General features: G+C 62.1%; 24 protein-coding genes. 16 read left to right on the top strand and 8 right to left on the bottom strand.

All coding sequences use genetic code 11. From position 1 onward, the window contains the following. Positions 1-7: 7 nt before the first annotated feature. Both AC1DNK_RS00750 and AC1DNK_RS00745 read right to left on the bottom strand, forming a co-directional pair. On the bottom strand, positions 8-643 hold the full coding sequence (locus AC1DNK_RS00750) for an NrsF family protein (protein WP_477938814.1): 636 nt from the start codon (positions 641-643) through the stop codon (positions 8-10). Continuing rightward, the gene (locus AC1DNK_RS00745; protein ID WP_477938812.1) at positions 630-1,196 is read right to left on the bottom strand and encodes a sigma-70 family RNA polymerase sigma factor; all 567 of its coding nucleotides are present in this window, start codon (positions 1,194-1,196) and stop codon (positions 630-632) included. The genes AC1DNK_RS00750 and AC1DNK_RS00745 overlap by 14 nt, the downstream gene beginning before the upstream one ends. Positions 1,197-1,423: 227 nt before the next feature. On the opposite strand from AC1DNK_RS00745, the gene AC1DNK_RS00740 reads away from it, so the two are divergent. The 5 genes from AC1DNK_RS00740 to AC1DNK_RS00720 all read left to right on the top strand — a co-directional run bounded on the left by AC1DNK_RS00740 (position 1,424) and on the right by AC1DNK_RS00720 (position 4,203). Further along, positions 1,424-1,693 carry a BufA1 family periplasmic bufferin-type metallophore gene (locus AC1DNK_RS00740; RefSeq protein WP_112385122.1) on the top strand — a complete coding sequence of 90 codons (270 nt, stop codon included), beginning with the start codon at positions 1,424-1,426 and terminating at the stop codon, positions 1,691-1,693. Positions 1,694-1,737: 44 nt separating this feature from the next. Then, positions 1,738-2,025 carry a BufA1 family periplasmic bufferin-type metallophore gene (locus AC1DNK_RS00735; protein WP_112385121.1) on the top strand — a complete coding sequence of 96 codons (288 nt, stop codon included), beginning with the start codon at positions 1,738-1,740 and terminating at the stop codon, positions 2,023-2,025. A gap of 65 nt (positions 2,026-2,090) precedes the next feature. After that, positions 2,091-2,945 carry an MNIO family bufferin maturase gene (gene bufB, locus AC1DNK_RS00730; RefSeq protein ID WP_477938811.1) on the top strand — a complete coding sequence of 285 codons (855 nt, stop codon included), beginning with the start codon at positions 2,091-2,093 and terminating at the stop codon, positions 2,943-2,945. A gap of 9 nt (positions 2,946-2,954) precedes the next feature. Further along, positions 2,955-3,728, top strand: coding sequence for an HvfC/BufC N-terminal domain-containing protein (locus AC1DNK_RS00725; protein ID WP_477938810.1), 774 nt, complete (start codon positions 2,955-2,957; stop codon positions 3,726-3,728). A 4-nt stretch (positions 3,729-3,732) separates the two neighbouring features. Beyond that, positions 3,733-4,203: a DoxX family protein gene (locus AC1DNK_RS00720; protein WP_477939837.1), complete on the top strand. Its 471-nt coding sequence runs from the start codon at positions 3,733-3,735 to the stop codon at positions 4,201-4,203. Here the strand turns inward: AC1DNK_RS00720 and AC1DNK_RS00715 are convergent, their stop codons facing one another. Continuing rightward, positions 4,204-4,536 carry a hypothetical protein gene (locus tag AC1DNK_RS00715; protein ID WP_477938808.1) on the bottom strand — a complete coding sequence of 111 codons (333 nt, stop codon included), beginning with the start codon at positions 4,534-4,536 and terminating at the stop codon, positions 4,204-4,206. It abuts the gene before it with no gap. 59 nt (positions 4,537-4,595) lie between these two features. Further along, positions 4,596-6,197, bottom strand: coding sequence for a GumC family protein (locus AC1DNK_RS00710; RefSeq protein WP_477938806.1), 1,602 nt, complete (start codon positions 6,195-6,197; stop codon positions 4,596-4,598). Between the two features lie 124 nt (positions 6,198-6,321). Here AC1DNK_RS00710 and AC1DNK_RS00705 point away from each other — a divergent pair, with 124 nt between their 5' ends. From AC1DNK_RS00705 to AC1DNK_RS00660, 10 genes are all read left to right on the top strand, one after another. After that, positions 6,322-7,380, top strand: coding sequence for a glycoside hydrolase family 5 protein (locus AC1DNK_RS00705; protein WP_477938805.1), 1,059 nt, complete (start codon positions 6,322-6,324; stop codon positions 7,378-7,380). Positions 7,381-7,384: 4 nt separating this feature from the next. Continuing rightward, complete coding sequence (locus AC1DNK_RS00700) at positions 7,385-8,638, top strand: hypothetical protein (RefSeq protein WP_477938803.1); 1,254 nt, start codon at positions 7,385-7,387, stop codon at positions 8,636-8,638. Between the two features lie 211 nt (positions 8,639-8,849). Continuing rightward, positions 8,850-9,734 carry a formyltetrahydrofolate deformylase gene (gene purU / locus AC1DNK_RS00695; protein ID WP_112514215.1) on the top strand — a complete coding sequence of 295 codons (885 nt, stop codon included), beginning with the start codon at positions 8,850-8,852 and terminating at the stop codon, positions 9,732-9,734. Positions 9,735-9,829: 95 nt separating this feature from the next. Beyond that, positions 9,830-12,757 (top strand): aminotransferase, encoded by a 2,928-nt coding sequence (locus tag AC1DNK_RS00690; RefSeq protein ID WP_477938802.1) that lies wholly within the window; start codon positions 9,830-9,832, stop codon positions 12,755-12,757. 520 nt (positions 12,758-13,277) lie between these two features. Then, positions 13,278-13,472 (top strand): hypothetical protein, encoded by a 195-nt coding sequence (locus AC1DNK_RS00685; RefSeq protein ID WP_112385111.1) that lies wholly within the window; start codon positions 13,278-13,280, stop codon positions 13,470-13,472. A 122-nt stretch (positions 13,473-13,594) separates the two neighbouring features. Continuing rightward, the gene (locus AC1DNK_RS00680; protein ID WP_477939834.1) at positions 13,595-14,569 is read left to right on the top strand and encodes a P1 family peptidase; all 975 of its coding nucleotides are present in this window, start codon (positions 13,595-13,597) and stop codon (positions 14,567-14,569) included. A gap of 56 nt (positions 14,570-14,625) precedes the next feature. After that, positions 14,626-15,531 carry a LysR family transcriptional regulator gene (locus tag AC1DNK_RS00675; protein ID WP_477938801.1) on the top strand — a complete coding sequence of 302 codons (906 nt, stop codon included), beginning with the start codon at positions 14,626-14,628 and terminating at the stop codon, positions 15,529-15,531. 104 nt (positions 15,532-15,635) lie between these two features. Beyond that, positions 15,636-17,150 (top strand): ABC transporter substrate-binding protein, encoded by a 1,515-nt coding sequence (locus tag AC1DNK_RS00670; RefSeq protein WP_477938800.1) that lies wholly within the window; start codon positions 15,636-15,638, stop codon positions 17,148-17,150. A gap of 250 nt (positions 17,151-17,400) precedes the next feature. After that, positions 17,401-18,348 carry an ABC transporter permease gene (locus AC1DNK_RS00665; RefSeq protein WP_477938798.1) on the top strand — a complete coding sequence of 316 codons (948 nt, stop codon included), beginning with the start codon at positions 17,401-17,403 and terminating at the stop codon, positions 18,346-18,348. Beyond that, positions 18,348-19,196 (top strand): ABC transporter permease, encoded by an 849-nt coding sequence (locus tag AC1DNK_RS00660; RefSeq protein ID WP_477938797.1) that lies wholly within the window; start codon positions 18,348-18,350, stop codon positions 19,194-19,196. The genes AC1DNK_RS00665 and AC1DNK_RS00660 overlap by 1 nt, the downstream gene beginning before the upstream one ends. Here the strand turns inward: AC1DNK_RS00660 and AC1DNK_RS00655 are convergent. From AC1DNK_RS00655 to AC1DNK_RS00645, 3 genes are all read right to left on the bottom strand, one after another. Further along, on the bottom strand, positions 19,193-20,047 hold the full coding sequence (locus AC1DNK_RS00655; protein ID WP_477938796.1) for a C40 family peptidase: 855 nt from the start codon (positions 20,045-20,047) through the stop codon (positions 19,193-19,195). The two genes, AC1DNK_RS00660 and AC1DNK_RS00655, sit on opposite strands and share 4 nt — an antisense overlap. Before the next feature lie 10 nt (positions 20,048-20,057). Beyond that, complete coding sequence (locus tag AC1DNK_RS00650) at positions 20,058-20,408, bottom strand: MarR family transcriptional regulator (protein WP_477938795.1); 351 nt, start codon at positions 20,406-20,408, stop codon at positions 20,058-20,060. 113 nt (positions 20,409-20,521) lie between these two features. Beyond that, the gene (locus tag AC1DNK_RS00645) at positions 20,522-21,910 is read right to left on the bottom strand and encodes a leucyl aminopeptidase family protein (protein WP_112514224.1); all 1,389 of its coding nucleotides are present in this window, start codon (positions 21,908-21,910) and stop codon (positions 20,522-20,524) included. A gap of 141 nt (positions 21,911-22,051) precedes the next feature. On the opposite strand from AC1DNK_RS00645, the gene AC1DNK_RS00640 reads away from it, so the two are divergent. Continuing rightward, the gene (locus tag AC1DNK_RS00640; RefSeq protein ID WP_112540014.1) at positions 22,052-22,876 is read left to right on the top strand and encodes a tetratricopeptide repeat protein; all 825 of its coding nucleotides are present in this window, start codon (positions 22,052-22,054) and stop codon (positions 22,874-22,876) included. Between the two features lie 12 nt (positions 22,877-22,888). Here the strand turns inward: AC1DNK_RS00640 and AC1DNK_RS00635 are convergent, their stop codons facing one another. Further along, positions 22,889-23,521, bottom strand: coding sequence for a LysE family translocator (locus AC1DNK_RS00635; protein WP_477938794.1), 633 nt, complete (start codon positions 23,519-23,521; stop codon positions 22,889-22,891). Between the last annotated feature and the right edge of the window lie 28 nt (positions 23,522-23,549).

The following is a 23,549-nucleotide window of genomic DNA, read 5'->3' as shown; positions in this document are numbered from 1 at the left end:
TTTCTCTTCACCAACGTAGATATCGCGAGCCGATCAGCGCCCCGAGCGCGGTGACGGCCGTAGCCGCCGCCGTGTACCAGGTCGCCAGAAACAGCGGGCTGTCGTCGGGGCAGTGCCAGGCGTAGAGCGCGGCTGCGAGCCCGGCGGAAGCGAGACCAGCGGCTGCGCCGCCGAGGGTGGGGTTTGCCGGTGCGGCGCTTTTCAGCGCCCAGAGAAAGCCCGCCAGCGGCGCCAGCGACAGGACCGGAATGAAGAAGACGCAGAAGGCCGCGTTGCGGCCCATCAGCGCCGTGCGCCAGGCGTCCTCAGGGATGGTCGTCAGTTCGGTTGCGACGCCCGCGATCACCATGGCCAGCGGGATGAGCAGGCTGAGAGCCGATATCTTGAGTGGAATGCCGGGGCGGCCGATGCGGAAGACGAGTCCGCACGCGGTGACGGCGAGTGTCAGCGTGGTCACGATCTTGAAGAGGACGCGCGCGGTCTCGATGGCGCTTGCCATGTCGTGGCGAATGCCGATGGTTGCCAGCAGCAAGGCGGCGGAGAAGACGACGCCGCCAAGAAGCGCGCCAAGAAGCATCGGCCCCAAGCGGGTTCGCACCGGCGCGTCCTCGGAAAGCATGCTGATCAGGTCATCGGTCTTCACTCGTCTCACTCCGGTATAAGGCTGCCAGCGACTTCAGGGCGCGATGCAGCGCAACGCGCACCGCTCCTTCCGTCATCTTCAGCCTCTCGGCCGTTTCCCGTATGCCCGCCCCCTCCATCGAAATGGAGCGGACGATATCGCGTTGCGGATCTTTCAGCCGCTCCAGCATATGCTCGGCGTCGAGCCGGTCCAGGTTGCCTGCCTGCTCTTCCGCCGCGAGTGTCACCATGACGTCGTCGATCGGAACGTCAATGTGGCGGCCGCGGCGGCGCAGGCTGTCGATCAGCTTGTTGCGCACGATCGTCGACAGCCATGGCCCGATCGGGCGCGCCGGATCCCACGTGCCGCGCTTCAGGTGGACGGCAAGCAGCACTTCCTGCACCACGTCCTCCGCTTCGCTTGCCGGAGCACCGAACTGGTCGCAGCGCCGGCGCGCCATTGCGCGCAAGTGGGGTGTCACAGCCGACAGGAAGCGGTGGTAGGCCTGCGTATCGCCCTCGATGGCGCTGCGCATCCAGCCTGCCCATTCCTCTTCACGCGCCGAATGTTTCACCCGACATAGTCCTCTACGGATGGGCACACATTTTTGTTACTGCCGCATTTCAAATATTTCGAACAGACGCGGATGCCTTTGTTTTCAGGGTTTTCGCTTGCCATCCCGTAAACGGCAAGAGCTTCCGGCGCAAAAATTCCAAGAGGGCGCTGTAACAACGGCTGCCACCGCTCCGTAGCCCACCATGCAAGCCAATCACGGCTCGGCAATCTTACGGAGATGAAACCATGAAGAACAGCATCGTCACGCTTGCACTGGCAGGCTCCATCGCTTCGGCACTCGCAACCATCGCGGCACCGGCAGCATCCGCCGCCGACAACAAGGAGAAGTGCTACGGCGTTGCCATGAAGGGGCAGAACGATTGCGCGGCGGGCAAGCATGATTGCGCCGGCAAATCGACGGTCAGCTACGACAAGATGTCCTTCAAGCTCGTTCCGGCCGGCACCTGCGTCTCGATGAAGACGCCCAAGGGCCATGGTTCGCTGACCCCGGCCTGACCGCTCCGAACGCCCCCAGAAACTCACCACACCGGAGAAGACCCATGACAAAACTACCTGTCACCGTGCTTGCGGCCTCGGTCGCCACAGCGCTCTCGCTGATCGGCAGCGTAACGACCGCTTCGGCCCAGGATGCAGCAAAGGAGAAATGCTACGGCATCGCGCTCAAGGGGCAGAACGACTGCGCCGCAGGCCCGGGCACGACCTGCGCCGGAACGGCCAAGATCGACTACCAGAAGAACGCCTGGAAACTGGTACCAGCAGGCACCTGCATGTCGATGAAGACGCCTGATGGCACCGGATCGCTGACACAGGGGCCGGCCCCGGTCTGATCCGCTTCCGTCGACAAGAGGCGGCGCCACCGACGGCGCCGCCGGATCAACCGGAGAGAAATGGAATGAAACCCTCCGCACTTGCCGGCCGCCCCGGCGTGGGCTTCAAGCCCGAGCATTTTTCCAGCATCATCGCTGCCCGCCAGCCGGTCGGCTTCTTCGAGGTTCATGCCGAGAACTACATGGGCGATGGCGGGCCGCCGCACGCCCAGCTCGGCAAGCTGCGCGAGGACTATGCGCTGTCGATCCACGGGGTCGGCCTGTCGATCGGCTCGATGCAGCCGCTCGATACCGACCATCTGCGAAGGCTGAAAACCGTCTGCGACCGCTATGAGCCTGAGAGCTTCTCGGAGCATCTCGCCTGGTCCTCGCATGACACGGTTTTCCTCAACGACCTGCTGCCCCTTCCCTATACGCCGGAAACGCTGTCGCGCGTTTCCAATCATATCTCGCAAGTGCAGGATGTGCTGCAGCGGCAGATGCTGCTGGAAAACCCGGCCACCTACCTGCTGTTTGCCGAAAGCACGCTCGAGGAGACCGAGTTTCTCAGCGAGATCGTCAAGCGCACCGGCTGCGGGTTGCTGCTGGATGTCAACAACGTCTTCGTTGCCGCGACGAACCACAATATCGATCCGCGGGCGTATCTTTCCCGCTTTCCGGTTCAGTCCGTGCGCGAGATCCATCTCAGTGGCCATTCCGAAACGGTGGATGACGACGGCGCGCCGCTACTGATCGATTCGCACGATACGCCGGTCAAGGATCCCGTCTGGGCGCTCTACGAAGAGCTGATTGCCCGCACCGGCCCGATCGCGAGCCTCGTCGAGTGGGATAATGACGTTCCCAACTGGCGAATTCTGAGAGCCGAGGCGGAAGCCGCAGGCGAAATCCTGGAGCGCGCCGCCAAGCGGCGCGCGGCGTGAGGTCAGACCATGTCGATCACCACACAGAGACGCTTTGCGTCTGCCCTGAGAGACGGCGATTTGCCGGTACCCGCAGGGCTTGTCTCCTGGAATACTGCACAGCCGCCGCGCCGCTTCGACGTCTACCGCAACAACGTGATTTCGGGTCTGATCGGCGCGATCGTCTCGCGATTTCCGATGGCGGAAAGGATCACCGGCGCAGAGTTTTTCGCCGCGATGGTGCATGAGTTCGTGCTGCTTCATCCGCCGCGATCGCCGCTGCTGCTTTCTTATGGCGATGATTTCGGGGATTTCGTCGAGAGCTTCGAACCCGCACAGGAGATCCCCTATCTGCCTGACGTGATCCGGCTGGAAGCGGCGCGCGGCAGGGCCTATCACGCCGCCGATGCCGCGCCGATGGTGGCAGAGATGCTGGCTTCGGTATCCGCGGAGCAGACGGCCGGGCTGACCTTCTCCCCTCACCCCTCTCTATCCGTCCTCCGGTCGGAACACCCTGCCGTGACGATATGGGCGATGAACGCCGGAGAGATGGCATTTGGCCCCATCGAGGATTGGCGGGGTGAGGATGCGCTGGTCGTCCGCCCTGAGATGATCGTCGAGGTTCACCGGCTGCCCCCGGGCGGTGCCGTCTTCCTCGCTGCGCTTGTGCAAGGCACCACGCTTGCCGAAGCCGCAAGCGAAGCCCTTTCGCTTGCCGCCGATTTCGACCTTTCCGCCAATCTTGCCGGAGCGCTGAAGGCAGGCGCATTCACCGGCCTATCCACAGGAGCCGACGATGAATGAGAACATGACACTTTCAGCACCTGATGGCCGCGGCTTTGCCCATACATTCAAGAGCGCCGCCGCGCTTCTCGACCGCATCCCGCATGATCTGATCGCGACCATTTCCCGGCTGTCGATTGCCGCGGTTTTCTGGCAATCGGGGCAGACAAAGGTCGATGGCTGGCAGGTGACGGACAATGCGGTCTATCTGTTCCAGACCGAATACAAGCTGCCTCTCGTCGACCCCTGGCTCGCCGCCCATCTCGCAGCCTTTGCCGAGCACTTCTTCCCGCTATTGCTGGTGTTGGGACTGGCAAGCCGCCTGTCGGCGCTGGCCCTGCTTGCGATGACGCTGGTGATCGAGATCTTCGTCTATCCCGATGCCTGGCCGACGCACGGCACATGGGCCGTTTGCTTCCTGGTGATTATCGCCAGAGGCCCGGGGCGTCTGTCGCTGGATTATCTGATATCGCGCTATTTTGCTCGCAAAGGCTGATCAGCGAACCGGTTGGTAGTGGCCACGCAGAGGGACCTGCGTGCCCTGAGTGACGAGTCCATCGCGATCGCAGACATAGACGATGGTCGGCATACCACCGGAGCGGAAGATCCAGTCACCCTGCCGGCGAATATGGCCGGTCTCGGTGTGGCAGGCGTATTGTTCCTCATCCTTCTTGTCCGCTTGCGCCTTGACGCCCGGCAGATCGGTATAGGGATAAAGTCTCTGGACGCCGGACGTGCCGGCAGCGCTCCAATCCGTTGCAAAGGCCTGCAGCGGCAACAGACCGGTAAGGGCAGCTGCCAGGATCAGTAGCAAGGAACGCATTGTCATCTCCCTCGGCACGATGCCCCGGAACTCTTTTCCTGATGTAGGATGAGAGTGCCACCGCATCAAGCGCGGCGGAAATATCCGCGTACCACCGGATGGGCGCAAAGGCTGGCCAGAATGGCAAGCGCTGCGCCGAGCGCGAAGCCGCCGAACAGCCCGCCGAGCAGGCCTGCGATCATCAATGTCTTCTTGCCAGGACCGTCCGGCTTTACCGGCGGCTCGGCTTCGGAAATCACACGAATGTTACTCTGCGGCAGGTTCTGTTCTTCCGCCGTCTGGCTGGAGCGCTTCAGCAACGTCTCGTAGATGTTGCGCACAGCAGTGGCCTTGCGCTGCAACTCATTGAGTTCCACCTGCTTGTCGGATGCGGTGGCCTGCAGCGCCTTCTGGATATTCAGTTCCTTGGCAACTGCGTCTTCTGCCTTCTTGGCCTGATCATATTCGGCCTTCGCCGAAGTCACCATGCGCTGCAGTTCACCCTTGATCTCGTCGCGGGTGCTCTGCAGGGACGAGCGTGCCGCCTGGAGGCGCGGATGGCGGGCGCCCATCTGGCTTTCGAGGCTGCCGACGATGGCTGCCTGCGTCGCATATTGCTGCCTCAGGCTTCCGAGCGCCGAGTTGACCGAAGAGCTGCCGCTCTCTGTCTGGCCGCTGGCGACGACCGCTTCGAAACTCATGCTGGCGGCGGCATCGGCACGTGTCTTGGCCTGGATCGTCTTGTCCTGAGCGGTGACGAGCAGCGTATTCAGCGAACCAAGGCGCTGGTCGGAGATCAGCTTGCCGTCGGTTTCCGACATGTCGTTGTCGGAGCGGAAGCTTTCGACCGCCTGTTCGGCATCCTGAACCTGCTTGCGAAGATCGGCGAGCCGCCCGTCCAGGGTCGCGGTGGTGTTTTCGTAAAGCCCGGTCGAGGCACTGCTTTCCTCCTGCATGAAGGAGGCAACGACCTGGTTTGCCAGTTTGGCCGACTTTTCGGGGTCATGGGTGACCGCCGTCAGAGAAACCACGTAGGTGCCGGTCTGGCGGGCAATGGTCAGCGACTTCTGAAGTGCGCTGATGACAGCCGCGTCATCCGTCCGCCCGCCGTTGAAATCGGGATCCTCGTTGAGCTTCATCGTGTCGGCAACGCGCTTCAGCACATTGCCCGAGGTCAGGATCTGCACCTGGCTGTCGATCATCGACGAAATCATTTCGGGCGAGATCGTCGATTGCTGCGTGGAAGGGTCGGCAAGCCCGATCTGCCGGGGATCAAAATAGAGGCTGGCCGTTGCAGTGAATTTCTGCGGCAGCATCGGCAAAACGGCAGCGCCCGCGACCGCGCCGAGTGCGGCGAGTGCGGCAATGAGCAGTTTGCGGTTCCAGATAGCGAAGATCGCCGAGCGGACATCGAGCAGCGGTTCATCGGCATGGATGACGGCGATGACGGACTCAGGACGGACGACCGACGCTTCGACCGCTGCCGGCGCGGGCGGTGCAGCCTGCGGAGCCGCGGGCTCGCTGCGCAAGGCCTCGGGCTCCTGCGGCAATTCGGCAGTGACCTTGGCAAAATCAGAGGGGCGCAGGACGGGCGAACGCGGACGCACGGGTTCGGATGCAGCCTGCGCGGGCTCGAAGCTCCGCCAGCCCGGCAACCGGCTCACCCTGTTCCTGTCGAATTGGCTCATCAGCGCTCTCGTGGCCCGCCGGCAGACTGCAGCGGAGGTAGGTTAATTTTAGAAATCCTTAGCTAACGGACCGTTAAGATGCGCCCACCGATATTAGCGGCTACTTCTGAAACCTGGGAAAACCATGAGAGCCACCTCCTGCCACCGGCGCCGCCTGCTGACGATCGCCGCAGCACTTCTGCCGCTGCAGGCGAGTGCTGCCGGCACTGCCGGCCCATGCCTCCGAGGAGTCAATCTCTCCGGCGCCGAATTCGGCAACCCCGATGGGACGGTTTTCAAGGACTATGCCTATCCCTCCGAGGAAACCGTTGCCTATTTCCAGAAGAAGGGCATGAACACCGTGCGCCTGCCGTTCCTCTGGGAGCGGCTGCAGCCGGAGCTTGGCCAATCCCTGAACGAAGACGAGCTTCAGCGGCTGAAGGATGCGGTGGCGCTGCTGCGCAAGCACAAGATGACCATCATCCTCGACCCGCATAACTATGCCGAATACAAGAAGACGCAGATCGGCAACGCGCCGGTGACGACGCTCGCCTTTGCCGATTTCTGGACGCGCCTGGCGGCCGAATTTTCCGATCAGGACGACGTGGTCTTCGGGCTGATGAACGAACCGCACGACATTTCGGCAGCCAAATGGCTCGAGGCCGCCAATACCGCCATTCGCGGCATCCGCACCGTCGGCGCCAAGAACTATATCCTCGTTCCCGGAACGCGCTGGACCGGCGCGCATTCCTGGCAGAGCGGCGATGACGATGCCAACGGCACCGTGATGCTCGGCATCAAGGATCCGCGCAAGAATTTCGGCTACGAGGTTCACCAGTATTTCGACAGCGACTCCTCAGGCACCAAGGACGAATGCAGCGGCAACGCCAGCGCCAAACAGGCCATTCTCGACATGTCCGACTGGGCACGCAAGAACGACACCCGAGTGCTGCTTGGCGAATTCGGCGTCTCGCAGGCACCCGAATGCGTTGCCGGGCTGAAGGATGTGCTCTCCGCCATGCAGGACAATGCCGACGTGTGGCTCGGCTGGACTTATTGGGTGGCGGGCGACTGGTGGCCGGAGGCCGAACCGCTCAACGTACAGCCGCATGATGGCAAGGACCGCAAGCAGCTGGCAGCCTTGCAAGCCGCCGCCAAGGCGCCCGCAGCCGCCAAAGATGCATGCGTGCTGATGGGCAAATGACGCGATGAAGGCGGCGGGCACAGAAACGGTCGAACCGATACAGTGGGGCATTCTCGCCGCTGGTGTGCTGTCGGTGACCTATAACGCCATCCTCGCCTTCATCAATCACAACATCATGCCGCTTTCGCCGGCCTATGTGGTGATGAGCGAAATGCTGATCCTCGGCTACAGCTTTGCGTTCATCCTGCGAAAGGGCATTTTCGAGGAAGATCTCGTCCCGCTCGGCTACCTGCTGGCGACGATCATACTCACAGTTTACGTCATGGCGATCAGCAAATCGGCCTACATTGACCATCTGCGCAATATCCTGATCGTCTTCGCCTTCGTCGTCATGGGACGCTGGACCAACGAGCGGACGCTGAAGCTGGTCTTCAAGATCTGCTGTCTGGCGGTTCTTTCGGTGCTGATCTGCGAAATCGTTTCGGTGACGGCCTATGTGGCGCTCTTCCATCCCGCGGAATATTTCGAGAATACGCGCGGCGTGCCGCGAGCGACTTATAGCGATCTCGGCCTCTTTCGCGGCGCGCTTGGCTTTCCCGATCGCTTCTCCTTCGGCATCATCGACCACCGCTCGTCATCGATATTCCTAGAACAGGTTTCGCTGGCAAATTTCTGCGGTGTGATGGTGATCTATCTCGTCAGCTTTTCGAACCGGCTGACGTTCTTCGATCGCATGATCTTCGTGGCGACTGTCGTCCTTATCCTGCTCACCAATGACACCCGCACCATGCTGATCTTCAGCGTCGTCTGCCTTGGCGGCTATGTCATTTATCCCTGGCTGCCGAAGATCCTCGACTTCTTCATGATGCCCGGGATCATCGTCGTCGGCTTCATCATCCACGCTTTCAAGCCAAACGCTCATGACGACGACTTCGTCGGCCGCATCAGCGGCACGGTGCGCAACATCATCGCCATGGACCTCCCGGCGACACTGGGGCTGGAGCTCGAAAAAGGACTGGGCTACGTCGATAGCGGCTATGTCTTCATCACCTACAGCGCGACGATCTTCGGGCTCCTTCTTTTCTGGCTGTTCGTTTCCTTTTTCCCGGCGGGAGAGACGCCGAACCAGAAGCGACTCAGCCATTCGCTGTCGCTCTTCATGTTCCTCAATCTGATGATCGGCTCGACGGCGATCTTCTCTATGAAGACCGCTGGGGTGGCATGGCTGCTCGTCGGCTTCCTGAAGGTCAACGAGCGAACGCGCCGGGCGGCGGCGCCCGCGGCCGACCCTGCCGTGGTGGCCGCTGCCGTCAGATAGCTACGCGGCGAGGATATGCGACGACGCAAGCGGAACGGACTTTCTTCAAGTCAGCGGTCATTGATAGATGCATCGACAGAATGCGGGAGCTTGCAAGCGCCTGATGGCTTGCCTTGCAAAATGTTGCACGAATGAAAGAGCCGTGGCCTATTCGACGGGCGACGTTTGATCTAAGCAGCCTGCCGGCGAAGCCGCGAGAAGGAAGACGGACATGACGAACTATGTTTTGACGGTGACGTGCAAATCGACGCGCGGGATCGTTGCGGCGATTTCCAACTACCTTGCCGACAAGGGCTGCAACATCGTCGACTCCAGCCAGTTCGACGACCTCGACACCGGCAAGTTCTTCACCCGCGTCTCCTTCATCTCCGAAGAGGGCGTGAAGCTGCCGGCTCTCGTTGAAGGCTTCAAGCCGATAGCCGAAAAGTTCGAGATGGACGCCGAGATCCACGACGGCCAGAGCCGCATGAAGGTGCTGCTGATGGTGTCGCGCTTCGGCCATTGTCTGAACGACCTTCTCTACCGCTGGAAGATCGGCGCGCTGCCGATCGACATCGTCGGCGTCGTCTCCAACCATTTCGAATACCAGAAGGTTGTCGTCAATCACGACATCCCCTTCCACCACATCAAGGTGACCAAGGAAAACAAGCCGCAAGCCGAGGCGCAGATCCTCGAGATCGTCGAGCAGACCGGCACCGAGCTGATCGTGCTCGCCCGCTACATGCAGGTCCTCTCCGATGCAATGTGCAAGAAGATGTCCGGCAAGATCATCAACATCCACCACTCTTTCCTGCCGAGCTTCAAGGGTGCTAATCCCTACAAGCAGGCCTACGAGCGTGGCGTGAAGCTGATCGGCGCGACGGCGCATTATGTCACCGCCGATCTCGACGAAGGCCCGATCATCGAGCAGGACACGGCCCGCATCACCCATGCGCAGTCAGCAGACGACTATGTCTCGATCGGCCGCGATGTCGAGAGTCAGGTTCTGGCCCGCGCCATCCATGCCCATATCCATCACCGGGTCTTCCTGAACGGCAACCGCACGGTGGTGTTCCCGGCAAGCCCGGGCTCCTACGCATCCGAACGTATGGGCTGATTGCGCCCGAAAGGCGTGCTGCCAGACGCTTGCCCATAGCATGCATTCGATTATCTGCTTAGTGTGAACAATCGAATCATGCCCTGGGGGATGCGATGACCGACGAAGCGCTCACCGATCGTATGGAGCTGCCGCGACCGGACGTGACGCCGGATGAAGCCTTAAGCATCCTCGAAACCCGCTACGGACTGTCGGGTACGATCATCGAGCTCGGCAGCCAGCAGGACCGGAACTACCGGCTCGACACTGGCAACGGCCGCTTCGTCCTGAAGATCTGCCACATGGCCTACGAGACTTTGGAGCTCGAGGCGCAGGATGCTGCCATCCACCACCTGACCACGATCGAAGGCGCACCGCGCGTGCCGCGGCTGCTGACATCGACCGACGGGCAGGAAATCATTGCGGTGACCGTTCGCGAGCAGACCTATCAGGTTCGCGTGCTCGAATATCTGGAAGGCGAAAGCCTCACCCATCGCAAGTATCTGCCGAAGAATTCGGTGACGGCTCTCGGCGCCCTCTGCGCCCGTTTGGCCCAAGCGCTCGCTGATTTCGATCATCCGGGTCTTGAGCGCAGTCTTCAATGGGATCTGCGACGGGCCGGACCTGTCGCCGTCCAGCTTCTGTCGGCGATCACCGACAGCGCGGCCCGAGACCGGATTGCCAAGACGATGGTGCTTGCCGTCCGCCGCATCCAGCCGCTGGCCTCGGCGCTTCGCGTTCAGGCCGTCCATCATGACGTGACCGACGACAATGTCGTCAGCCTTCCCGATGCCCATGGCCGGCTGATCCCCGACGGGGTGATTGATTTCGGCGACATCATTCGCGGCTGGCTGGTTGGCGATCTGGCCGTGGCATGCGCTTCGCTGCTGCATCACGCCGATGGCGATCCGCTCTACATCTTGCCGGCCGTCAAGGCCTATCACGAGATCTACCCGCTGACGCCGGAGGAGCTGAAGGCGCTCTGGCCGCTGATCGTGGCGCGCGCCGTGATCCTGGTTGCCAGCGGCGAGCAGCAGATTTCGATCGACCCTGATAATGACTATGCCCGCGGCAATCTGGAGCATGAACGCATCATCTTCGACACGGCGATGTCGGTGCCGTTCGAGCTGATGGAGGCCGCTATCCTGAAGGTTGGCGGGATCGAGCCTGCGCTCCCGGAAAATTCATCCTGGCTGCCGCTTCTGCCCGATATCAACACGGCCGACATCACCTATCTCGATCTTGGCGTGCAGAGCCGCCATTTCGCCGGTGGCAACTGGCTGAATGCGGAGATGGACTGGCGGCTGCTTGCCCGCGTCGCCAATGACAGCGGCGCTGCGGCAACGCGATACGGCGAATACCGGCTGTCACGCGCCAGCACGCTGAGCGCCAGGCCACATTCGACCTTCGCGCTGCATAGCGATATCTGCCTTTCCGGCGGCAACCCGGTCGCGGCTCCCTTTGCGGGGCGGATCGATCTGAAAAACCATCATCTGGTGCTCGCAGGCACGGGCGTCAGCCTGCATCTCGACGGCATCGAGCCGACAGTGGAGGATGGCGCAGAGGTCGAGGCCGGGCAGCCGATCGGCACGGTTTCGGGTGACAGCGCATCGCTCGGCGGCCTGCGCATCCAGCTTTGCACCGTTGCCGGCCTGGAGCCGCCGCTCTTTGCCACGGCAGGCGATGCCGGCGCCTGGGCAGCCCTTTGCCCCTCGCCTTCGCTGCTGCTCGGCGATGGCTGCAATGCGCCGAAGCCCGATACGGAGAGTTTGCTTTCCAAGCGGCAGGCGCATTTCGCCAAACCGCAGAAGAATTATTACGACCGGCCGCCACAGATGGAGCGCGGCTGGAAAGAGCACATGTTCGATGTCGAGGGCCGCGCCTATCTCGACATGGTCAACAACGTGACGATTCTCGGTCATGGCCACACGCATCTGGCCGACGCAATCGCCGACCAGTGGCTGAAGCTCAACACCAATTCGCGCTTTCACTACGAGGCGCTTGCCGACTTCTCCGAGCGTCTCGCGGCACTCGCGCCCGAAGGGTTGGACAGGGTCTTCCTCGTCAACAGCGGTTCGGAAGCCAACGATCTGGCTCTAAGGCTTGCCTGGGCGCATAGCGGCGCGCGCAACACGCTTTGCCTGCTTGAAGGCTATCATGGCTGGTCGGTGGCGAGCGATGCGGTCTCCACGTCGGTGGCCGACAATCCGCAGGCGCTCTCGACACGGCCTGCCTGGGTTCATCCGCTCGCAGCGCCGAATACCTATCGCGGCGAATTCCGCGGGCCGGAATCAGCGCGCGATTATCTGGCCGCCGCCATTCCGGTGCTGCAGGCGATCGACAACAGCGGCCAGGGGCTGGCGGGCGTCATCGCCGAGCCTGTCTATGGCAATGCCGGCGGCATTCCGCTGCCCGAGGGCTATCTCGCCGGTCTCTACGCGGAAGTTCGCGCCCGCGGCGGCGTGTGCATCGCCGACGAGGTACAGGTCGGCTATGGCAGACTTGGCCACCACTTCTGGGGCTTCGAGCAGCAGGGCGTCGTTCCCGATATCATCACCATCGCCAAGAGCATGGGCAACGGCCACCCGCTCGGAGCCGTGATCACCACGCAGGCCATCGCCGATTCGCTGGAGCGCGAGGGATATTTCTTCTCTTCGTCCGGCGGCAGCCCGGTCAGTTGCGTTGCCGGCATGACGGTGCTCGACATCATGCGCGAGGAGAACCTGCAGGAGAACGCCCGCGAGGTCGGCGATCATCTGAAGGCGCGGCTTGTGAACTTGATCGAACGGTTTCCGATCGCCGGTGCCGTCCATGGCATGGGCCTCTATCTCGGCCTCGAATTCGTTCGCGACAGGGAGACGCTGGAACCGGCAACAGGAGAGACCGCGGCAATCTGCGAACGCCTGCTGGAACTCGGTGTTCTCATGCAGCCGACCGGCGATCACCTGAACGTGTTGAAGATCAAACCGCCGCTGTGCCTGACGATCGAGAGCGCCGATTTCTTTGCAGACATGCTGGAAAAGGTGCTTTCCGAAGGCTGGTAATAAGCCCGCCGAGCATTAACGAATTCGGTCATTTCGCGGCATACCGCTTTTTAATGAATTGCACCATTGCCGGAATCAGACAGGCTTCCTATGTCTGCTGCGGTGATCGAAGGAGCTGTTCGACCGTCACGTGAATTGCACAAAGTCTTGATAAGTTCTTTCTGCCAATTCGGATATGATGGAATGAAATTGTTCTGATCGCCGACATTTTGACACGTTTCGGAATATGTTTCTGACTGACGATCCGCTATTCTCTACTAGGTAAGTAGATTATTGGAAGTCAGTCATCGCCGGTCCTGGCTCTACGGGACCATCACGAGTGCAACGCTAACGCAAGGAACGAGACATGATTGAAATCGATATTCTCGCCTATCTCCTTGGGCGCCCTGTGCTCGGCAATGACCGTCCGGGCGCCCTCTCCCGCCCGAACTGTCGAATGTGACGTTCGTCCCCCTTTCAACGGTACAAGACAAGTCAATTCGCCGTCGCTCGCGCAGTCCGCGCGGCAGGAGTTCTACGCATGAAAAAGCAAGTCATAGAATATGCAGGCGTTCCCGTCGGGATCGTCATTCCGGATGAAGACCGGCTGAAGTTCATCGCCGTGAAGTTTCACGTGCACGACCTCGACGAGCAGCGTTTCCGCTCGCCCGACGAGGTGAAGCTCGCGATTCACGACCTGATGACCCGCCGTCATCCAAAGCCGCTGCATGCCTGATTGCAGGCACGGGCTTCCCCAATTCGTTTCTTCGGAAGAATTCTGACCGGCCCCATCACCTGGGGCCGGTCTTGTTTTTTGGCCGTTGTTGCGCTCCTAATCGCCGCACACACCGGGGACCGATCTTGCTCAATCTCATTACCGATATTGCCGGAATTTCCATCGGCCATGCCACTGACCTGACGCTTGGGTCGGGCGTAACCGCCATCCTTTTCGACGAACCGGCCGTGGCGTCGGGCAGCGTGCTCGGCGGTGCGCCCGGCGGACGGGACACGGCGCTGCTTGATCCCTCGATGACGGTCGAAAAGGTCGATGCCTTCGTGCTGTCGGGCGGTTCGGCCTTCGGCCTGGATGCCGCGGGCGGCGTTCAATCGTGGCTGCGGCAAGCCGGGCGCGGTTTTGCAGTCGGCGACATCCGCGTGCCGATCGTGCCGCAGGCGATCCTCTTCGACCTGCTGAATGGCGGCAACAAGGATTGGGGGCTTCACGCGCCCTACCGTGACATGGGCTACGAGGCCTGCCGCAGTGCCGCCAAAGGCGTTTTCGATCTTGGCACGGTCGGCGCCGGAACCGGTGCAACGACCGCGACGTTCAAGGGCGGCCTCGGTTCGGCCAGCGCGCTCGGCAGCGGCGGGCATGTGATTGCCGCCATCGTCGCGGTCAATGCGCTTGGCTCGGCGACGATCGGCAGCGGCAAGCATTTTTGGGCCGCGCCTTTCGAGCAGGGCAGCGAATTCGGTGGTCTCGGAATGCCACCGTCCATCGACCACCGGATGCGTCTCAAGGGCATGAATGCACCGGCGACGACCATCGGCGCCATCGTCACCGATGCCATGCTGACCAAGGCGGAGGCGCATCGCCTGTCGATCGCCGCGCATGACGGACTGGCGCGGGCGCTGCTCCCCGCCCATCTGCCGCTCGACGGCGATACCGTCTTTGCCGCAGCGACAGGCGCCAAGCCGGTCGAGACGCCCGGGACCCTCATGGAGCTTTGCCATCTCGCCGGTATCGTCATGGCCAGGGCGATCGCCCGTGGCGTCCACGAAGCGACAGCGCTTCCGCACCTCGGAGCGCAGCGCGCCTGGCGCGGCATCTAGCCTCGCCCAGCGCGATTGCCTAAAGAGAAGCGCAGAGCAGAAGGCGGGAGAGACGCATGCAGATCCGGGCGCTGATGTATTTCGACGAACTTGTCAGAACCAGCTCGATGCGCCAGGCGGCGGAGAACCTGAACGTTGCACCGACAGCCGTCAGCCGCCAGATCGAAAACCTTGAGGAATTCTTCGGCACGCCGCTCGTCGAACGCAGCGCCCGCGGGGTGACGCTGACGGCCGCCGGCGAATTGCTGGCCACCCGCGCCGGGCGGACGCTGCGGGAGCTCGAGCACGTCCAGCAGCTGATCGAGGACCTGAAAGGGCTGGAGCGTGGCCGGGTAACGATCTTTGCAAACGGCGCCATCGTCGCCAGCCTGCTGACCCCGTCGCTGGCCGAATTCGGGCGCAGCTATCCGAATATCCGCTTCGAGGTGATCATCACCAGTGCGCGCCAGGCGATCGAGGCGGTCAATTCCGCTCAGGCCGACATGGCATTGACGCTGTTTGCGCCCGCGACGACAGAGGTCAAAGTCATCGCCCGCTCGGAAATCGCCTATGACGTTATCGCCTCCAGTCGGCATGCGCTTGCCGGCCTCAAGGAGGTGACGCTGCGCGAGCTTGCCCGCCATACGCTGGCGCTTCCTGAAAAATCCTTCGGCTTCCGGCAGAGCTTCGATGCCGCCGCCGGGCGGCAGGGCCTGACCATCGAGCCGGCATTCACCGTCAGCGCGCTTGAGATGCTGAAAGAACTGGTGCTGAGCAACATGGCGGTGACGCTGCTGCCGCAGCTTTCCGTGCGGCGCGAGATCGAGGCCGGGGCGCTGACTGCCATAAAGCTCGCTGCCGAAAGCGCGATCCGCACTCATGCCGAACTCTCGATCGCGCCGGACAGGCAGCTTTCCTTTGCCGCAGCGAAACTTAGCGGCTTTATCGAGGATTTCATGCGCAGCCAGTTAAAGGCGCGCTGATGCCGTGGTAGGCGAGCCTCTTGCATTGCCCCCGGTTTTAGTGTGTATCGCTTTTCGATACACAGAGAACACAATTTGTGCTCACCAAAACCGACGGGATATCGATGATACGCCTTGCCCCCTCCGTCCGCCTTCTTCCCATTCTTGTCGTTCTCTACGCTGCCGGTCCGGGCGCCATTGTCTCAGCCGATGCTGCGGCGAAGACGACGCTCAATCTCGGCATGGGCGTGGAACCGACCGGGCTCGACCCCACCATCGCGGCGCCTGTGGCAATCGGCCAGGTGACGTGGCAGAACGTCTTCGAAGGCCTCGTCTCGATCGACGAGAGCGGCAAGGTGCAGCCGCAGCTCGCCAGGAGCTGGGACGTGTCCGCAGATGGCCTGACATACACATTCAAGCTGCAGAGCGGCGTTACCTTCCACGATGGCGAAATCTTCGACGCGGGTGCGGCGAAATTTGCGCTCGATCGTGCACGTGGCAAGGACTCGGTCAATCCGCAGAAGCGCTTCTTCGCCTCGATCGCATCGATCGATACGCCGGATGCCGAAACGCTCGTTCTGCATCTGTCTGCGCCCACCGGCAGCCTGCTCTACTGGCTCGGCTGGCCGGCATCGGTGATGGTCGCCCCGAAATCGGCCGGTAACGACAAGACCGTGCCTGTGGGCACGGGGCCATTCAAGTTCGTCAACTGGGCGAAAGGCGACAAGGTCGAGCTGGCAAAGAACGAGACCTACTGGAACAAGCAGGTTTCGGTGAAGCTCGATACGGTGACCTTCCGCTTCATCGCCGATCCGCAGGCGCAGGCTGCGGCCCTCAAGGCAGGCGACATCGATGCGATCCCGGAATTCGCGGCACCGGAGCTGATGAGTTCGTTCGACGGCGACCCGCGGCTGACGACAAAAATCGGCAACACCGAACTCAAGGTCGTCGCCGGCATGAACAACGCCAGGAAGCCCTTCGACGACAAGCGGGTCCGCCAGGCGCTAATGATGGCGATCGACCGACAGACGGTGATCGAAGGCGCGTGGTCCGGTCTGGGCACCGCGATCGGCAGTCATTACACGCCGAATGATCCCGGCTATCAGGACACGACGGGCGTGCTGGCCTACAACCCGGAAAAGGCCAAGGCGCTGCTGGCCGAAGCCGGCTATCCCGAAGGATTCAGCTTCACCATCAAGGTGCCGCAGATGGCCTATGCGCCACGCAGCGCGCAGGTCATGCAGGCGATGTTTGCTGAAATCGGCGTGACGATGAACATCGAGCCGACGGAATTTCCGGCGAAATGGGTGCAGGATGTCATGAAGGACCGCGCTTTCGACATGACCATCGTGGCTCACGCCGAACCGATGGATATCGACATCTATTCGCGCGATCCCTACTACTTCAATTACAAGAACCCCGGTTTCAACGCCCTGATGACGAAAGTGCAGCAAACGACGGATCCGGCGGAGCAGAACCGGATCTACGGCGAGGCCCAGAAAATCCTGGCAGAGGACGTGCCGGCGCTTTATCTCTTCGTGATGCCCAAGCTTGGCGTCTGGAACAAGAAGCTGACGGGCCTTTGGGAGAACGAGCCTATTCCCTCGAACGTTCTGACGAATGTTTCGTGGACGGAATAATCGGCATACTGAGTTCGCAGCGGTACAGACGATCTTGGATTGGTGAGATGCCGGAACTTGCTTGCGCCCTTCATCTTTCCTCACTCCTGTGCTTGTCACAGAAATCCAATGCGCCCCAATCCTGGGGCGTGGCAGACCTCCTCGTACCGGTCATTCACCTCACCGACGCGCGGTGGCTGGACCGCTGTAACGAGCACAATGATGCGGGAGGGTGGAGAGCACGCGCAGCCCTTGCCAGCGTGGCCGTCGCATGATGCATCTGCTTGCCCGCCGCATCGCCGGCCTGGTGCTCACGCTTGTCATCGTGTCCTTCCTGATCTTCTCGGTCATGGACCTGCTGCCGGGTGATCCCGCGTCGATCATGCTGGGCACATCGGCAGCACCCGACACACTTGCAGCCTTGCGCCATGAACTCGGGCTCGATCAGCCCCTGATCCTGCGCTACGGGCATTGGGTGGCCGGCGTTTTCAGCGGCGATCTCGGCCAATCCTATACCTATGGCGTTCCCGTTGCCGGGCTGATTGCCGAACGGCTGGCTGTCACCCTGCCGCTGGCGATCTTCGCGATCGCTCTCTCGGTGGTGATCGCACTGCCGCTCGGCAGCTTTGCAGCGGCCCGGCGCGGCGGAATCGCCGACTTTGCAGCAACCCTGTTTTCGCAGATCAGCATCGCCGTCCCCGCCTTCTGGGTCGCATTGCTGATGATCATCCTGTTTTCGACGTCGCTCGGCGTGATGCCGGCCGGTGGTTTCCCGGGATGGGGAAATGGCATCTGGCCAGCACTGCAGGCGCTCGTGATGCCCGCCGTTGCCCTGGCCCTGCCGCAAGCAGGCGTGCTGACGCGGGTGACACGATCGGCGGTGCTCGACGTCCTGCACGAGGACTTTTCGCGGACAGCGCGGGCCAAGGGGCTTTCGTCCGCCGCCGTGCTGTGGCGGCATGCGGTGCCGAATGCGCTGGTGCCCGTCATGACGATCCTCGGGCTGCAGTTCACCTTTCTGGTGGCGGGGGCAGTGCTGGTCGAAAACGTCTTCAATCTTCCCGGCCTCGGACGCCTGGCGCTGCAGGCGCTGGCGCAGCGCGACATCATCGTCATGCAGGATGTCGTGCTGTTCTTTGCGGCGCTGGTGATCGTCATGAATTTCGTCGTCGACATGTCCTATCTGGCGATCGACCCTCGGCTGCGGAGGGCGGCGTGATGGCAAACATCTCTGCGGGCACCATGCTGCCGGTCAGAAAAATTAGCCGGCAAATTACATTGTCTGCTGGCATATCGATCGTTGGCGCGCTGGTGACGGTCGCGGTCCTGTCCCTGTTCTGGACGCCGCTGCCGCCGGCGAAAATGCAGATCGTCCACAAGCTTCAGCCGCCGCTCGCCTATGGTTTGCTCGGCACGGACCAGTTCGGGCGCGACGTGCTGTCGATGCTGATGGCCGGGTGCTGGAATTCTTTGTCGATCGCACTCACTTCCGTTGCGATCGGCGGCGCGATCGGCTCGATCATCGGCATTTCCGCCGCAGCGATCAGGGGCATTTTCGAAGCCCTGCTGATGCGGGCCTGCGACGTGATTTTCGCCCTGCCCCCGATCCTTTCGGCGATGATCCTCGGCGCGTTTCTCGGAACCGGGCGCTTCACGGCGATCATTGCGATTGCCGTCTTCATGATCCCGGTTTTCGCGCGCGTGACGCTGGCGACCGCGCTGCAGGCCTGGAGCCGCGATTATGTGCTGGCGGCACAGGCGATCGGCAACAGCCGCCTGACGATCTCCTTGCGGCACGTGGCGCCCAACATCATGAGCCAGATCATCGTGCAGGCGACCACCCAGCTGGGGCTGGCGATCCTGACAGAGGCGGGCCTCAGCTTTCTTGGCCTCGGCATGGCGCCGCCTGCGCCGACCTGGGGGCGCATGCTGGCGGATTCGCAGACCTTCATGGGGGCGGCACCGTGGCTCGCAATCCTGCCCGGCCTGGCGATCGCGCTCGCTGTTCTCGGCTTCAACCTGCTCGGCGATGGTCTCCGGGACTGGCTGGACCCGCGGCAGCGCTAGAACGGGCGGCGGTAGCCGTTTGGCTGCTCATAGAGCCAGCCGATGCGCTCGACCGCTTCCTCGAAATTCTCGCGGGCGACGGTCATGGTGTGGCCATTGGCATGGATGATGGTTTCGGCATCCTCCATGACAGCCACATGCCCCTTCCAGAACACCAGATCGCCGCGGCGAAGCTCGGGGCGTTCGATCGCTGTGCCGAGGCCTGCTGCCTGCATGTCGGTATCGCGCGGCGCGCCGCGGCCGGTCATTAGCAACGCCAGCTGTACGAGGCCGGAACAATCGATCCCGAGACCGGAGCGCCCGCCCCAGAGATAGGGCGTGTTCAGGAACTGCAGGGCGATCTCGACATAGTCGATATCCTTGCCCGAGCCGATCGGCTGCAGATGCTTCGAGAAAATCGCCGTGCCGTCAGCAAGCAGGTGATAGTGATTTCCCCTGGTTTCCGCCTCGCCGGTAATGTGGACGCGGCTGCCCATCGACAGGACCGACCGGTAGGGTTTGCGAAGCTCGGGCTCCTGATAGACGAAAGTCCGCTGGACGTTGACCACATGCGTGGGCTCGGGAGCCGCCGTTGTCAGCATCTCTTCCGGCATGTAGCCGACATAGCCATCGGACGCCGCCTTCAGCCAGCACCAGCCGCCGGAGCGTTCGAAGATCGTCACGTCTTCGCCCATCAGCAGTTCGGTATCGATACCGCGCGTTAGATCGGCAACCGGGCGAAGCGGCGCGACGGGTACGGCAACACGCGCCGAAGAGCCTGAGACGAAGCGCGCAGCCTCGACTTTGCCCTCAAGCGAGGCATCGGCGAGATCCGGTCTGTGGGCATTGAGGCGCCGGTCGAGCATGGTCATGACAGTCCCTTCAAGGCGAAAGCTTGCGGCCCTTCTCGCGCACGAGATCGCCCAGCTTTTCAAGATAGAGCGCACCGCCGACGGTGCGTTTGATGATGACATTACGCCGATCCGCGTCGTCGCGCACCCTGTCGACCAGCCCCATTTCACCCATCGTATCCAGGGCGCGGGTGATGACCGGCTTGGTGACCTCAAGCGTGGCAGCAAGACCGCGAACGGTGTGTGGCGGCGGCACGAGGTAGATGTGCAGAAGGATAGCCATCTGCCGAAGCGTCAGGTCACGATTATCGTGGCGCACCTGATCGAGGGCGACGCCATGCCAAAGCCCCAATGCCTGCGAGGCAGTCAGTTCGATCGGCACAGGCCCTCCGGAGATCGTTACGCTAACGTTCCTATTGTCCGCAGCGCGGGCGCATACGCAAGAGGCGGCAGAATCTGCCGCCTCTCAAGGTTAATAAAATTTTAACGATCGCCTCAGAGGCTCTGGCGGATATGGTGATAGAGCGCGCGGATCGCCTGCGCCTCGCCGCCGCCGGGGGAATGCGCCCGTTCCGATGGCGCCCAGCCGTAGATGTCGAAATGGGCCCAGCTCTTCGTCTTGCTGACGAAACGCTTCAGGAAGAGAGCCGCGGTAATGGCACCCGCCATCCCGCCTGCCGGCGCGTTGGTGATGTCGGCGAGCTTCGAACGGATATCCTTGTCGTAGCCCATGTAGAGCGGCAGACGCCAAAGTGGGTCGTCCGTCTCCAGGCTCGCTTCAGTCAGGTCATGCGCCAGGCTCGCATCATCCGTGAAGAAAGGCGGCAGATCGGGGCCGAGCGCGACACGCGCGGCACCCGTCAGCGTTGCCATGTCGATCAGCAGATCGGGGGACTCTTCGTCGGCATAGGTCAGCGCATCGGCGAGGATCAGTCGGCCTTCGGCATCGGTATTGTCGATCTGGACGGTCAGGCCCTTGCGGCTCTTGTAGATATCGCCGGGGCGGAAGGCGTTGGCTGAGATCGAGTTTTCGACAACGGGAATGATGACGCGCAGATCGACCTTCAGCTTGGCGTCCATAATCATCAGCGCTAGGCCCATGACATTGGCAGCGCCGCCCATGTCCTTCTTCATCAGCAGCATGGAGGAGGATGGCTTGATGTCGAGGCCGCCGGTATCGAAGCAGACGCCCTTGCCAACCAGCGTGACCTTGCGATGGCCCTTCTTGCCCCAGCGCAGCTCCAGAAGGCGCGGCGCATCGGCGCTGGCGCGGCCGACGGTATGAACCAGCGGAAAATTCTCCTTCAGCAGGTCATCGCCGATGATGACGGACATTTCCGCCTTGTAGTGCTCGGCAAGGCCGCGGAAAGCTGCCTCAAGCTGCTCCGGTCCCATGTCGTTGGTCGGCGTGTTGATCAGGTCGCGGGCGAGGAACACGCCGGCAAGCTGACGCTTGATATCGGCGGCATCGGCATCGCGCGGGATCATCAGTGTCGCGGCGGCCGGCTTTTCGGAGCGGTAACGATCGAAGCGGTAGCTGCCGAGGCCGAAGCCAAGCGCCAGGCGATTGGCCGTCAGCGGCGCGGTTTCGATATGCCAGTCGCCAGCCGGCAGCGAGCGCGCCAGCTTGCCGGTGATGTATGGCTGTTCGGAAGGATTCGTGCCGAGACCGAAGAGCGCGCCGCCGAGATGGCCTTCGGCCGTCGGGATCAACAGCAGAGAGCCGCTTTCGGCACGATAGCCGGCCTTCTTTGCCCAATCGAGAGCGATCGGATCGATGGTGCCGGTTTCGATATGGGCAGGCGTCACTGCGAAAATCGGGAGTGTCGAGCCGCCCTTGTTGTTGAAGGGCGTCGGTCTCTCGATAAATTGATAGGGGGCCATTGGAGTCCTTCGGCGGTATCCGGAATCGTTTCTTAACGGTCTGTTAGGGTTAACAGACTATTGCTGGAGCGAAGATTGCGTCACACCTTTCCCTGTTCCGATTAGAGGTCAGGCGCCTGTTTCTGAATTCAGGAAAGCGCGATGCCTCGTTTGGCCACCACTTCGCTCAAGACCCGTCTCCTGCAGGGTGCCGTTGTGGCGCTGGTCGGCCTGACGCTCGCCGGCTGCACAACAACCAAAGACAAGATGACCACCGGATCGATCCCCGCTTCTGCGAAGCCGGTCGAGACGATGGACGTCAACGAAATGCGGTCTGCCACCGAGCGTGCCGGACAGATATACGAGAAAAACCCGCGCGATCCAACCAATGGCGTCTATTATGCGAGCTTGCTGCGCTCGGCCGGACGTGACGCGCAGGCGCTGGCCGTCATGCAGCAGGTGGCGATTTCCAATCCGAGCGACCGCAACGTTCTGGCCGCCTACGGCAAGGCGCAGGCGGCGGCCGGACAGCTTCAGCAGGCGCTCGACACCATCAGCCGCGCGCAGACGCCCGACCGGCCCGACTGGAAGCTGGTTTCAGCCCAAGGCGCAATCCTCGACCAGATGGGCAAGGCCAGCGAAGCACGGGCGCGCTATCGCGACGCGCTGGATATCATGCCGAACGAACCTTCGGTTCTTTCCAATCTCGGCATGTCCTACGTGCTGACGGGCGATCTTCGCACGGCGGAAACCTACATGCGGCAGGCGGCAGGCCAGCCTAGCGCCGACAGCCGCGTCCGCCAGAACCTGGCGCTCGTCGTCGGACTGCAGGGACGCTTCCCGGAAGCCGAGCAGATTGCTAGGCGCGAACTCTCCCCTCAGCAAGCCGACGCCAATGTCGCCTATCTGCGCTCGATGCTTTCGCAGCAGAATTCCTGGCAAAAGCTGGCTTCCAAGGATAGCCAGGCGGCGAACAACACCAACTGATCCGGCGATTCTCTATCGCAGGTTCACCCCTGCATAGATCAGGCGCAGGCCAAGTCCACCCATGACGACGCCGGCGGCACGGTCGATCCATGCCTTTGCCGCCAGATAGGCCTGACGCGGTCTGCGGGCCGAAAAGGCCAGCGCTACCACGGTGTACCAGCCCGTCTCGATGGCAAAAATTCCGATCGGCAAGCCGACGGCGACGGCGAGCGGAACGGACTTCGGCAGAAAAGCTGCAAAAATGCTGGCATAGACAACAATGGTCTTCGGGTTGCTGAGCTGCGTCAGAAGTGCCGTCGAGAAGCTGCGCCGCAGCGATGATCGGCCCTCGGCAACACCTGTCATCTCAAGCGGGTCTGCGGCACCTTGCCAGATCCGGTAGGCGATATAGACGAGATAGGCGCCGCCCGCGATCTTCAGCACGAGATAAAGCCAGGAGAATTGCGTCAGCAGCGCGGTCAATCCGGCGAGCGCAAGCGCGCTGAAGATGACGCCGCCGATGCCCATGCCCAAGGCGGCGCAGAGGCCGTCTAGGCGCGATCGGGAAATAGCGATCCGGGAAACGACGACAAAACTCGGACCGGGGCTCATTGCCCCGATAAGCATGGCCGCGAAAATACTGGCGAGAATGGCAGCAGATGACATGAGAGCTCCTTTGTGACCGAAGAGCGCG

It is taken from the genome of Rhizobium sp. 01N424 (assembly GCF_056399485.1).
Note: the sequence above shows the minus strand (reverse complement) of the source record. Positions and strands in the feature narration are given on the sequence as shown.